Origin of the sequence: Rhodopseudomonas sp. BR0G17, assembly GCF_010907025.1 — a bacterium.
GTDB lineage: Bacteria > Pseudomonadota > Alphaproteobacteria > Rhizobiales > Xanthobacteraceae > Rhodopseudomonas > Rhodopseudomonas palustris_H.
Window position 1 is genome coordinate 1 of the sequence record NZ_QUML01000059.1, and the last position, 12,218, is coordinate 12,218.

At 64.9% G+C, this 12,218-nt stretch carries 14 protein-coding genes; 7 read left to right on the forward strand and 7 right to left on the reverse strand.

The window, feature by feature from the left end:
* The coding region (locus tag DY467_RS24595; RefSeq protein WP_205502773.1) for a P1 family peptidase at positions 1–463 on the reverse strand (463 nt) is incomplete at its 3' end.
* A gap of 147 nt (positions 464–610) precedes the next feature.
* On the opposite strand from DY467_RS24595, the gene DY467_RS24600 reads away from it, so the two are divergent.
* Complete coding sequence (locus DY467_RS24600; RefSeq protein WP_164607613.1) at positions 611–1,345, forward strand: cytochrome c biogenesis CcdA family protein; 735 nt, start codon at positions 611–613, stop codon at positions 1,343–1,345.
* 596 nt (positions 1,346–1,941) lie between these two features.
* Entirely contained in the window at positions 1,942–2,229 is a 288-nt protein-coding gene (locus DY467_RS24605; RefSeq protein WP_164639628.1) for a GIY-YIG nuclease family protein, read from the forward strand.
* 211 nt (positions 2,230–2,440) lie between these two features.
* Here DY467_RS24605 and DY467_RS24610 read toward each other — a convergent pair whose 3' ends face one another.
* The 6 genes from DY467_RS24610 to DY467_RS26305 all read right to left on the reverse strand — a co-directional run bounded on the left by DY467_RS24610 (position 2,441) and on the right by DY467_RS26305 (position 8,197).
* Positions 2,441–3,547, reverse strand: a complete 1,107-nt coding sequence (locus tag DY467_RS24610) for a branched-chain amino acid ABC transporter substrate-binding protein (protein ID WP_164639630.1) — start codon at positions 3,545–3,547, stop codon at positions 2,441–2,443.
* 177 nt (positions 3,548–3,724) lie between these two features.
* Positions 3,725–4,465, reverse strand: a complete 741-nt coding sequence (locus DY467_RS24615; protein WP_164639632.1) for an ABC transporter ATP-binding protein — start codon at positions 4,463–4,465, stop codon at positions 3,725–3,727.
* 136 nt (positions 4,466–4,601) lie between these two features.
* A complete protein-coding gene (locus DY467_RS24620) occupies positions 4,602–5,438 on the reverse strand; it encodes an ABC transporter ATP-binding protein (protein WP_107345542.1) in 837 nt (278 codons plus the stop codon).
* Positions 5,435–6,766 carry a high-affinity branched-chain amino acid ABC transporter permease LivM gene (gene livM, locus DY467_RS24625; protein ID WP_164573187.1) on the reverse strand — a complete coding sequence of 444 codons (1,332 nt, stop codon included), beginning with the start codon at positions 6,764–6,766 and terminating at the stop codon, positions 5,435–5,437. Before livM ends, DY467_RS24620 begins: the two co-directional genes overlap by 4 nt.
* A 12-nt stretch (positions 6,767–6,778) precedes the next feature.
* Complete coding sequence (locus DY467_RS24630) at positions 6,779–7,696, reverse strand: ABC transporter permease subunit (RefSeq protein WP_011159344.1); 918 nt, start codon at positions 7,694–7,696, stop codon at positions 6,779–6,781.
* Between the two features lie 12 nt (positions 7,697–7,708).
* Entirely contained in the window at positions 7,709–8,197 is a 489-nt protein-coding gene (locus tag DY467_RS26305; RefSeq protein ID WP_205502775.1) for a hypothetical protein, read from the reverse strand.
* 326 nt (positions 8,198–8,523) lie between these two features.
* Here DY467_RS26305 and DY467_RS24640 point away from each other — a divergent pair, with 326 nt between their 5' ends.
* The 5 genes from DY467_RS24640 (at position 8,524) to DY467_RS24660 (ending at position 12,181) form a co-directional block, all read left to right on the forward strand.
* Positions 8,524–9,051, forward strand: a complete 528-nt coding sequence (locus DY467_RS24640; RefSeq protein WP_164639634.1) for a hypothetical protein — start codon at positions 8,524–8,526, stop codon at positions 9,049–9,051.
* A 194-nt stretch (positions 9,052–9,245) separates the two neighbouring features.
* Positions 9,246–9,710 carry an SRPBCC family protein gene (locus tag DY467_RS24645; RefSeq protein ID WP_011159342.1) on the forward strand — a complete coding sequence of 155 codons (465 nt, stop codon included), beginning with the start codon at positions 9,246–9,248 and terminating at the stop codon, positions 9,708–9,710.
* 174 nt (positions 9,711–9,884) lie between these two features.
* Positions 9,885–10,370 (forward strand): (2Fe-2S)-binding protein, encoded by a 486-nt coding sequence (locus tag DY467_RS24650; protein WP_107345537.1) that lies wholly within the window; start codon positions 9,885–9,887, stop codon positions 10,368–10,370.
* A gap of 76 nt (positions 10,371–10,446) precedes the next feature.
* A complete protein-coding gene (locus DY467_RS24655; RefSeq protein ID WP_107345536.1) occupies positions 10,447–11,253 on the forward strand; it encodes an FAD binding domain-containing protein in 807 nt (268 codons plus the stop codon).
* 19 nt (positions 11,254–11,272) lie between these two features.
* Positions 11,273–12,181: an AAA family ATPase gene (locus DY467_RS24660; RefSeq protein ID WP_164639636.1), complete on the forward strand. Its 909-nt coding sequence runs from the start codon at positions 11,273–11,275 to the stop codon at positions 12,179–12,181.
* The last annotated feature ends 37 nt before the right edge of the window (positions 12,182–12,218 follow it).

Here is a 12,218-nt window from a genome sequence, read left to right on the forward strand (position 1 = left end):
GCGTTGCGGTGGGGGCGCCGAGGCCGGCGCCGACGCTGCCGAGCGCGAAGCTGTCGCCGGCGGCTTCGGCGGCCGCGTAGCCGAGATCGCGATAGGGCGAGAACCGGCCCCAAGCCTTGTCGCCGCCATTGATCATGTCGAACACCACCGCGCCGGGCACGATCGGAATCGTCGCGTCGCCGATCGCAAAGCCGCGGCCGCGCTCGGCGAGCCAGGCCTGCACGCCGCCGCCGGAATCGAGCCCGAATGCCGAGCCGCCGGACAGCGTGAAGCCGTCGACCTGCTCGACGGTGTTGACCGGTTCCAGCAGCACGCCGTCGCGAATCCCCGGGCCGCCGCCGCGCACGTCGATCGAGGCGACCGCCGGCTTGTCGAACAGAATCGCAGTGACACCGGAAGCGAGCGTGTGGTCGTGCGCGTGGCCGACGCGAACGCCGGCAACATCGGTCATCAGGTTGTGCAAGATCGAACCGTCCAGAAAGCTGACTGAAGGGGGAACATTGTCGGCATAAACAATTGGTCGAAGCAATCCCTCGGGCGCGATCACAAGGCGCGGAACGTTGACGCAGCGGCTTGCATGGGTGGGAAGCGCAGGTGCATGTAGCCGGCCATGATCCACGACGTCTCGATCCCCGCCGCCCTGATCGCCGGTCTGGTCAGTTTCCTGTCGCCCTGCGTGCTGCCGCTGGTGCCGCCGTACCTGATCTATCTGACCGGTGCGACCATCGAGCACGTCGCCGCCGACGAAGCCGAGCGCAGCTCGAAGCGTGCGGTGATGATCTCGGCGGCGATGTTCGTGCTCGGCTTCTCCACCGTGTTCGTCGCGCTCGGCGCCAGCGCCAGCCTGGTCGGCACCCTGATCCGCGCTTATTCGGCACAGCTCGCGATCGTCGCGGGTGTCGTGATCATCCTGATGGGACTGCACTTCCTCGGCCTGACGCGGATCAACATCCTGATGCGCGAAGGCCGTCTGCCGATTCCGAAGCCGGTCGGGCTGTGGGGCGCCTACGTGATGGGTCTGGCGTTCGCGTTCGGGTGGACGCCGTGCATCGGCCCGATCCTGGCGGCAATCCTGTCGGTGGCTGCCGCGGAGGCGACGGTGGCCAAGGGCGCCGGGCTGCTCGCGATCTATTCGCTCGGCCTCGGCGTGCCGTTCCTGCTCGCCGCGCTGATGGTCGAACAATTCTCCGGCCTGTTCGCCCGGATGAAGAAACACCTCGCCACGGTGGAGCGGGTGATGGGTGTGCTGATGGTCCTCACCGGCATCGGTTTCCTCACCGGCGCCATCAGCGACGTCTCGATCTGGCTGCTGAACACCTTCCCGGCGCTGGGGAATATTGGGTAGGCGTCCTGGTCGCGCCGAGCATCGAGCCCGAATCCCTCGCCATCGCCGGGCTCGCACCGGCGTCCATCATCCTTGCAATTCCTTTGTGCAAGCGCGTTCGCGCTTTGGATGGATGCGCGGGTCAAGCCCGCGCATGACGCTGTGCAAGTGATCGCGGTCTTGGCTAGGAACGGATGGTGGCGGTAATCATTTGTCGACGTCATCGCCGGGCTCGACCCGGCGATCCATCATCCTTGCAGTTCCTTTTGTAAGCGCGTTCGCGCTCGGATGGATGCGCGGGTCAAGCCCGCGCATGACGCTGTGCAAGTGATCGCGGTCTTGGCTAGGAACGGATGGTGACGGTAATCATTTGTCGACGTCATCGCCGGGCTCGACCCGGCGATCCATCATCCTTGCAATTCCTTTGTGTAAGCGCGTTCGCGCTCGGATGGATGCGCGGGTCAAGCGCGCGCATGACGCTGTGCAAGTGATCGCGGTCTTGGCCGAGAACGGATGACAGCGGTAATCTTTTCTCGGCGTCATTGCCGGGCTTGACCCGGCAATCCATCCTCTTGAATGATGAAGCGCTTCAGCGAGGCTCTCGGTGGAGGGTCGGCATGGCCTACTGGGTCTACATCCTCGCCAGTGCTCCGGGCGGCACGCTGTATGTCGGCGTGACCAACGACCTCGTCCGCCGTACCTATGAGCATCGCGAAGGACTGGTCGAGGGCTTCACCCGCAAATACCACGTCAAACGTCTCGTCTATTTCGAAGCGCACGACAGCATCATCGCCGCCATTCAGCGCGAGAAGAACATCAAGCATTGGCCGCGCGAATGGAAGATCGACCTGATCGTCCGAGGCAATCCGAGCTGGGATGATCTTTACGACGAAATCGTTCGTTGATGGATGCGCGGGTCAAGCCCGCGCATGACGTTTGTCGCGGGGAGGTGATCCTGCTCTCCACCCGCGTCGTTGCCGGGCTTGACCCGGCAATCCATCATTCTTGCAAGAGCTGATGCGGCGTAGGCTGCTTTGTCTGCGGATGGATGCGCGGGTCGAGCCCGCGCATGACGTTGTTGTCGTTGTGAGGCTGCGCCTCACATCCACGATTACCTCAGTTGCCGATCTCGGCGTAGCCGCCCTTGGCGTCCCATTTGTAGACGACGTAGTCGATCGCCTTGATGTCGCCCTTGGCGTCGAAGGCCATCTTGCCGAGCACGGTGTCCCACTCGCCGGCCTTGATGGTGTCGATCACCTTCTTCGGGTCGGTCGACTTCGCCTTCTCGACCGCCTGCGACCACACTTGGAACGCGGCGTAGGTGTACAGCGTGTAGCCTTCCGGATCGATGCCCTTGCCTTTGAAGGTCTCGACGATCTGCTTGGCGGTCGGCTTGTTGCGCGGGTCGGGGCCGAAGGTGAACAGCGTGCCCTCGGCAAGCGGGCCGGTGATCGAGGCGAATTCCTTGTCGTTCATCGCGTCGCCGGCCATCATCACGGTGCTGAGGCCCTGGTCGCGCATCTGGCGCAGGATCAGGCCGGCCTCGCGGTGATAACCGCCGATATAGACCAGATCGATGGCATCGCGCTTCAGCCGCGACACGATCGAGTTGAAGTCGTTGTCGCCCTTGTTGTAGGACTCGAACATCTTCTCCTGGAAGCCGGCCTTGTTCAGCGCCTTCTTGGTCTCGTCGGCCAGACCCTTGCCGTAGGTGGTCTTGTCGTTGAGGATGGCGACGTTCTTGCCCTTGTAGTTCTTCAGGATGTACTCGGCGGCGACCACGCCCTGCTGATCGTCGCGGCCGCAGATGCGCAGCACGTTCCACAGCTTGCGCTCGGTGAACAGCGGATTGGTCGAAGCCGGGGTGATCTGCAGCACGTTGCCGTCCGCATAGGCTTCCGACGCCGGGACCGACGACGACGAGCAGAAGTGCCCGGCGACGAACGGAATGCCGTCGCCGGCGATCTTCTCGGCGACAGAGCGCGCCTGCTTCGGATCGCAGGCATCGTCTTCGACATCGAGCACCAGCTTCTTGCCGAGCAGGCCGCCCTTGGCGTTGAGGTCGATCACCGCCTGTTCGGCACCGTTCTTGAGCTGTCGTCCGAACGCGGATTCGCCGCCGGTCATCGGCCCGGCGACCGAGACCTTGATGTCCTGCGCCAGCGCCGTGGTCGAGAGCGCCAGCGAGGCGCCGAATGCCAAACCGAGAAGTTTCAGTTTCATCGATGAATCCTTGCGATGGATTTGCAAACGAATAGCCGCGCTCCGGCCTGCCCGAAGCGCCTAACCGGCCGGCATTGTTGGCTGATTTTCACGACAAGTCATCGACAAAATACGGCAGCGTCGGCGCCTGCTTGCCGCATTGTGCCGCAGGGCTCGCGCCTTCGGGGAGGGATTACCTCACGCCTTGCGGCCGCCTTCGAGGTAAGCGGCTCGCACCTCCGGCCGCGCCAGCAATTCGGCGCCGGAACCGCTCATGGTGATCAGCCCGTTGACCAGCACGTAGCCGCGATGCGCCAGCTTCAGCGCGTGGTTGGCGTTCTGCTCGACGATCAGCACGGTGAGGCCGTCCTGCTTGTTCAGGGTGCGGATCGCATCGAAGATCTGCCGCGTGATCAGCGGAGCGAGGCCGAGCGACGGCTCGTCGAGCAACAGCATTCGCGGCCGGCTCATCAGCGCGCGGCCGATCGCCAGCATCTGCTGCTCGCCACCCGACAGCGTGCCGCCGCGTTGGCCGAAGCGTTCGCGCAGCCGCGGGAACAGCGTCAACACCCGCTCCAGCGTGGCGGCGCGCTCGTCGTCGCTGCCTTCGCCGGCATCGGCGCCCATCTGCAGATTCTCGGCGACGCTCATCCGCGGAAAGATGCGGCGGCCTTCCGGCGATTGCGCGATACTCATCCGCGCGATCAGGTGTGTCGGCATCGTGGTGATGTCGACGCCGTCGAACACGATACGGCCGGCCTTGGCGCGTGGCTTGCCGAAGATCGACATCATCAGCGTCGACTTGCCGGCGCCGTTGGCGCCGATCAGCGCCACGATCTCGCCGGGAGCAATCGCAAGATCGACGCCCTTCAGCGCCTCGATCTTGCCGTAGGCGGCGCGGAGGTTTTCGATTTTGAGCAGGGGGGCGGTGGAGGTCATGATGCGACCTCGCCACGCTCACTTTCGTCATGCCCGGGCTTGACCCGGGCATCCACGGACACAAGCACAGCCTTGCCCGCGGGCGTGGATGGCCGGGTCAAGCCCGGCCATGACAAAGTATATGGGGGGAGGCAATTCACAGCCCGAGCTCCTGCTCGACCTTTTCGACCTCTTCGTCCTCGACGCCCAGATAGGCAGCGATGACGCGGGGGTCGTCGCGGATCTCGCGCGGGGTGCCGTCGGCGATCTTGACGCCGTGGTCGAGCACGACGACGTGGTCGGAGATTTCCATCACCACGCTCATGTCGTGTTCGATCAGCAGGATCGAAGTGCCGCCGGAGCGGATCTTGCGAAGCAACTGGCTGAGTTCGCCGCTCTCGCGCGCGTTAAGGCCGGCCGCAGGTTCATCGAGGCACAGCAGCACCGGCTCGGTGCACATCGCGCGCGCGATTTCCAGCCGGCGCTGATCGCCGTAGGGCAGGTTGCCGGCGGCATCGTCGGCGCGGCTGCGCAGCCCGATCTGATCGAGCCAGTAGGTCGCCCGTTCGATCGCCTGCTTCTCGGCCGCGCGCCACGACGGCGCACCGAACAGGCCGAGGAAGGTGAGGCCGGAGGCGCGCATCAGCGCGTTGTGCTGCGCCACCATCAGGTTCTCTAGCGCGGTCATGCCGGGGAACAGCCGGATGTTCTGGAAGGTGCGCGCCACCTTGGCGATCTTGGTGATGCGGAAGTCGTTGAGCCGGTCGAGCCGGTGGGTCTCGCCGCCATCATGCGTCAGGCTGATCTCGCCGGCGCTCGGTCTGTAGAAGCCGGTGATGCAGTTGAACACCGTGGTCTTGCCGGCGCCGTTGGGGCCGATCAGCGCGGTGATCTTGCCGCGGTGCGCGGCAAACGACAGGTCGTTGACAGCGAGAATGCCGCCGAACCGCATGCTGAGGCCGCTGACGCGCAGGATGTTCTGGTCCGCGCTCATCCGTGGCCTTCCTTGACGAGGTCGGACGAGATCGCCTGCTTGTGGTCGAGATACACGGTCGGGGCGCGATGGCCGATCAGGCCGCGCGGCCGCCAGATCATCAGCAGCACCATCGCCATGCCGAACACCAGCATGCGGAACTGATCGAGACCGCGGAACAGTTCGAAGCCGCCGATCAGCGTCACTGCGGCAAGTGCGACACCGAGCTGCGAGCCCATGCCGCCGAGCACGACGATCGCCAGCACCAGCGCCGATTCCTGGAAGGTGAACGACTCCGGCGAGATGAAGCCCTGCCTTGTGGCGAAGAACGCGCCGGCAAAGCCGCCGAACATCGCGCCGGTGGCGAAGGCGGTGAGCTTGGTCGTGGTGGTGTTGATGCCGAGCGCGCGGCAGGCGACTTCGTCTTCGCGCAGCGCTTCCCAGGCGCGGCCGATCGGCAACCGGCGCAGCCGAATGGTCGCCCAGTTGGTGATCAGCGCCAGGATCAGGATCAGATAGAACAGGAACACGAGGCGATGCGTCGGCGAGAACGGAATGCCGAGCTGCGCCGCCAATCCGTTCGGTCCCGGCGCCAGCGGAATGCCGAACAGTGTCGGGCGCGGAATGCCGCTGATGCCGTTGGGGCCGCCGGTCAGCGTCTGCCAATTGATGATGACGAGACGGATGATCTCGCCGAACGCCAGCGTGACGATGGCGAGATAATCGCCGCGCAGTCGCAGCACCGGGAAGCCGAGGATCATGCCCCAGAAGGCGGCGAGGATGCCGGCGAGCGGCAGGCAGATCCAGAACGACAGGCCGAAATTGGTGGCGAGCAGCGCGTAGGAATAGGCGCCGACCGCGTAGAACGCCACGTAGCCGAGATCGAGCAGGCCGGCGAGGCCGACCACGATGTTCAGCCCCCAGCCAAGCATCACATAGGTCAGCACCAGGATGCCGAGATCGAGAATGTAGCGCTGATTGTAGAAGATCACCGGCACCAGGAAGGTGAAGATCAGCAGCGCCGGGGCGACGACGCGGCCGGCGAGGCCGAGCGTCTTGCGCGCGCCGGCCGGCATCATCTTCGAGGTGTCGACCGGGCCCCACCACATCCGCAGCAGTTCGACCACGATCGAGCCGACGAATACGCCGCCGACCATGCCGGCGAGATCGCCGAACCGCGTCCAGTAGATCAGGCCGCCCTCAGGGCCGGCCTCGGTACGGACCCCGATCATCAGCGAAAACAAAACCAGCGCCACGAGGGCGCTGATCAGGGCTTTCTTGAAGATGAAACCGACGCCGACCGTGGCGGCGGCGACAGGGGCAGCAGCGGCGTGCGCGAGTTTTGCCACGTCGGCGCCCGCTCAGACTTTTTCGACTTCCGGCCGGCCCAGCAGGCCGGTCGGCATGAAGATCAGCACGATGATCAGGATCGAGAACGCCGCGACATCCTTGTACTCGACCGAGAAATAGGCCGACCAGAAGGTCTCGATCAGGCCGATCAGCAGGCCGCCGAGCATCGCGCCGGGCAGCGAGCCGATGCCGCCGAGCACGGCCGCGGTGAACGCCTTGATGCCGGCGATGAAGCCCATGAAGAAGTCGATCAGCCCGTAATACAGCAGGTACATCATGCCCGCGACCGAGGCGAGCGCGGCGCCGATCACGAAGGTCATCGAGATGGTGCGGTCGACGTCGACGCCGAGCAGCGCCGCCATGGTCTGATCCTGCTCGCAGGCGCGCATGTCGCGGCCGAGCCGGGTCTTCGCCACCAGCCAGGTGAAGATGCCGAGCAGCACCACGGTGGTGACGACCACCAGGATCTGGACGTTGGAGAGCTGGACGTTGAAGCCGTCGGCGCTCTCGTGCAGCGTGTAGCCGCCGGTGATGATCGGCGGCACCGGCTTGACGCGGGCGCCCTGCGACACCTGGGCGTAGTTCATCAGCACGAACGACATGCCGATCGCCGACAGCATCGGGGCGAGGCGGAACGAGTGCCGCAGCGGCCGGTAGGCGATGCGCTCGACCGTCCAGCCGTACAGCGCGGTGATCGCCATCGACACCAGCAGCACGACCAAGAGGATCAGCGGCACGAAGGTGAGGCCGAACGACACCAGGATCAGGAAGCTGATCAGCGCGATGAAGCCGCCGATCATGAAGATGTCGCCATGGGCGAAATTGATCATGCCGACGATGCCGTACACCATCGTGTAGCCGATCGCGATCAGGCCGTAGATCGAGCCGAGTACGAGACCGTTGATGAGCTGCTGGGCGAAATAGTCCATGCGCTGCCGTCGTCAGAGGACTCGAAAGAGTGGGACTCGTAGGGTCGTGAATTGCAATCCGAACGGCCCCGCGGCGGAGATCGCGCTCGCATTGCACACACGATGCGGCGAGGGCCCCGGCAGCCGGAACGTCGCTTCGCTTTGGAATTTTCTAACAGTGGGTCGCGATCGCGGCAACAGCGCCCGATTACAACCTTCTTCCCTGTGGACGGCGACTGCGGCCTGCAGGGTTCCACCGGGCGCGATGTTGCCGCGCAAAAGCCGCGCAAAGATCACGCCGATCCGCGCAACCGCGGGCGCATGATGCTTGTTGTCGGTGTGGGCGCGACACTCTGAAGGAGACCATCGATGTCGAATCAGAATCAGCAGAAGCCGACTCCGAGCCAGACGTCCCCCGGCCAGCAGCAGCAGGGCGGCGGTGCCCGCCCGGGTCAGCAGCAGCAGGATCCGAACCGGCAGGGGCAGGACCGGCAGCAGGGCGGCCAACAGCATGGTGGCCAACACGGCGGGTCCGGCCAGGGCCGCTGACGTAACGATCGCCCGACCGCAGCTTTCTCCAGACGGCTGCGCGCCGAAGCGACAGCAGGGAGCCCCGCCCCACGGCGGGGCTTTCCGCGTCTGGATAGGTTTCGTCTCAACCGCCATCACGTGCAATCCGACGCAAGTTTCGTGCCGAAAAGCCGAGCTCGGGCTCCCCAAAGTGCCATCCACAGTCGTCAATCGCCGTTAAGGTTAACAAAGCCTTTCCATTGCTGCTGATGGTTAACCTGGGGTTAGCTTTGGCCGCGCGCCGTCAGATTCGGCGTGCTGGCTGGTGGGGCACGGCGATGAAGACGGATTGGCGGATCAGTTCGGTGAACGGAGTTCTGCTGGCGGCCTACATCACGCCGACCTGGCTGATCGTGGGGTATCGGCTGTTCGTCACCCCGATCCACGCGCTGTACGACCGGCCCAATATCTCGGTGGCGATCTTCGTCAGCGATCATCTGCATCTCAGCGCGATGGCGACCATCCGGATGGCATGGCTGCTGGCGCTCGCCAAGCTGACGGTCGCCGGCTTCCTCCTGGTGTTCTCGGCGTTGCTGACGCGGCGCTCGGTCCGTCTCTCCGGCGGCTGCAATGAGGCGCTGGCGTTCGCGCTGACGCTGGGCAGCGTGATCTCGTTCGCCAGCATGGTGATGGCTTCGCAGGTTGCCGAGCCCGAAGCGATGCGGCTGCACGCCACCGAATTGCTGCTGTTTCTCGGCACCGCGATTCTGATGCTGGTCGAGCCAACGGCGCAATCAGCGGCTGTACCAAGCACCGACACGGCGACGTTCGAACCGAACTATCCGGCCGCAGCGCAACGCTCCTGATCGCTTTTGTCCGGCTGTCGTGCTTGCTTGACGCTGGCGCCAGGGCCGGGCGCTACCTATCTCACCGCCTCACGACTGCTAGCGCCGCCGATCGCTCGGGGTGGTGTCGCGATACTTTTTCTTTGCCGCCCGGCGTGCTTAAGTAGTCGCAATGCCGCCGTCCGAGGCGGCCGCCGATCCGGGAGGAAATATCCATGGCCATGACGATGAACGGCGAAGTCCAGTTGGACGCGCCGAAAGATTTGGTGTGGAGCAAGCTCAACGATCCGGAAGTGCTGAAGGTCTGCATTCCGGGGTGCGAGGAGCTTGAAAAGACCGAAGACGACAGCGGTTTTCGCGCTGTGGCGAAGTTGAAAGTCGGCCCGGTATCGGCCCGCTTCAAGGGCAAGGTCACGCTGTCCGATCTCGATCCCCCGAACGGCTACAAGATCACCGGCGAAGGCGAGGGCGGCGTTGCCGGCTTTGCCAAAGGCGGTGCCACGGTCGGCCTGTCCGACAAGGATGGCGGCACGCTGCTGTCCTACGATGTCGAAGCGCATATCGGCGGCAAGCTGGCGCAGCTCGGCCAGCGACTCATCAACGGCTCGGCCAAAAAGCTCGCCGACGAGTTCTTCGCCAACTTCTCCAAGGCTGTGCAGAACGGCAACGGCGCGGCCTGACGGCGCTGCGGCGCCCGATCACGCGGATGTCATTACACGGCCGCGGCTCCGGCGCGGCCCGAGCCGTTCGCGGTTGCCGATCCTGGGGTTGCCCCGTAAGATCGGTTCAAGAAACACAACTAAAAGACGAATGATCGCCGTGCAACGCGGCGGTGCGCATTGAAGAGAGGGCCGATGGCCAAGATTTCCCTGATCGTCAATGGCAACCCTGTGACCGCGAACGTCGATCCGCGCACGCTGCTGGTGCAGTTTCTGCGCGAGAACCTGCGGCTCACCGGCACGCATGTCGGCTGCGATACTTCGCAGTGCGGCGCCTGCGTCGTGCATCTCGACGGCAAGGCGGTGAAGTCCTGCACCACGCTGGCGGTGATGGCCGACGGTCACGAAGTGACGACGATCGAAGGGCTCGCCGCCGACGGTGCGCCGCTGCATCCGATGCAGGAAGCCTTCCGCGAGAACCACGGCCTGCAATGCGGCTTCTGCACGCCGGGCATGATCATGACTGCCGTCGATATGGTGCACCGCAAGGGTCACGACCTGTCCGACGAGACGATTCGCGAAGAGCTCGAAGGCAATCTCTGCCGCTGCACCGGCTATCAGAACATCGTGGTGTCGATCGCGGCCGGCGCCAAGGCGATGGCGAACTCCGACCGCAGCTGACCGGCACTGCGCCGGCCCGCTTCAACGAGGCCGCGCGGCACGCCCAACGAGACGTTAGGAAGCTCAGGGAAGCGCAATGTACGAATTCAAATATCACCGCCCCGGGACCGTTCGCCAGGCCGCCAATCTGCTGCTGAAGAACGAGGATGCCAAGCTGATCGCGGGCGGCCACACGCTGCTGCCGGTGATGAAGCAGCGCCTGGCGGCACCGCCGCATCTGGTCGATCTGTCGCATATCGAGGGCCTCAGCGGCATCGAGATGAAGGGCCGTTCGCTGGTGATCGGCGCCACCGCGACCCACGCCGAAGTCGCCAACTCGGCGATCGTCGGCGAGGCGATCCCGGCGCTGGCCGAGCTGGCGTCGCTGATCGGCGATCCGGCGGTGCGCCACAAGGGCACGATCGGCGGCTCGCTCGCCAACAACGATCCGACCGCGGACTATCCAGCGGCGGTGCTGGCGCTCGGCGCCACCGTGGTCACCAACAAGCGCAAGCTGAAGGCCGAAGAGTTCTTTCAGGGCATGTACTCGACCGCGCTCGAGCCGGACGAGATCATCACCAAGGTGCAGTTTCCGCTGCCCAAGAAGGCCGCCTACATCAAGTTTCGCAACCAGGCGTCGCGCTACGCGCTGGTCGGCGTGTTTGTCGCCCGTCGTCCGTCGGACGTCCGCGTTGCGGTTACCGGCGCCGGTGCCGATGGCGTGTTCCGCGTTACTCCGTTCGAAGAGGCGCTGAAGGCGCGGTTCAATTCCAAGGCGATCGACGGCCTGCACGTTTCGGCCGATGGGTTGAACAGCGATCTGCACGGCAGTGCCGAATATCGGGCGCATCTGATCGGCGTGCTGACCAAGCGCGCGGTCGACGCAGCCAACGGCAAGGCGTGAGCCTGGACACGGATCGGCCATGACCGCAGCCGCGCCTCCTGCCTCCGTCGACGCCACGCTCGAACTGCTGACGAGCCGCGGCTATCTCGCCGAGCGGTCGCTGGCGACGGTGGTGTTTCTGGCGCTGCGGATGGGCCGGCCGCTGTTTCTCGAAGGCGAGGCCGGCGTCGGCAAGACCGAGATTGCCAAGGTGTTGTCGGCCGCGCTCGGCCGCCGGCTGATCCGGCTGCAGTGCTACGAGGGTCTCGACGTCGCTTCCGCGGTGTATGAGTGGAATTCGTCGGCGCAGATGATCGCGATCCGGCTGGCCGAAGCCGCCGGCGACACCGACCGCGATCAGCTCTCCAGCGACATCTTCTCCGAGCGCTTCCTGATCAAGCGGCCGCTGCTGCAGGCGCTGGAGCCGGACACGGCGGGCGCGCCGGTGCTGCTGATCGACGAACTCGACCGCGCCGACGAGGCGTTCGAGGCGTATTTGCTCGAAGTGCTCAGCGACTTCCAGGTCACCATTCCGGAGTTCGGCACCATCAAGGCGCCGGCGCCGCCGATCGTGATCGTCACCTCGAACCGCACCCGCGAGATCCATGACGCGTTGAAGCGGCGCTGCCTGTATCACTGGGTCGACTATCCGAACGCCGAGCGCGAACTGGCGATCGTGAAATCGCGCGTGCCGGGGATTTCGGCCAAGCTGTCGCAGCAGGTGGTGAACTTCGTCCAGGCGCTGCGCGAGCAGGATTTCTACAAATCGCCGGGCGTCGCCGAAACCCTCGACTGGGCGACCGCGCTGACCGAACTCGACGCCCGCGCGCTCACCGCCGAAGTCGTCGGCGATACCCTCGGCGCGCTCCTCAAGTACCAGGACGACATCGCCCGAATGCAGGGCGACACCGTGCAGAAACTGGTCAAGGACGCGACCGAAGGGAAGTAATAGGCCTCTTTATCGGGCTCTTTGATTTGTTGTGTGG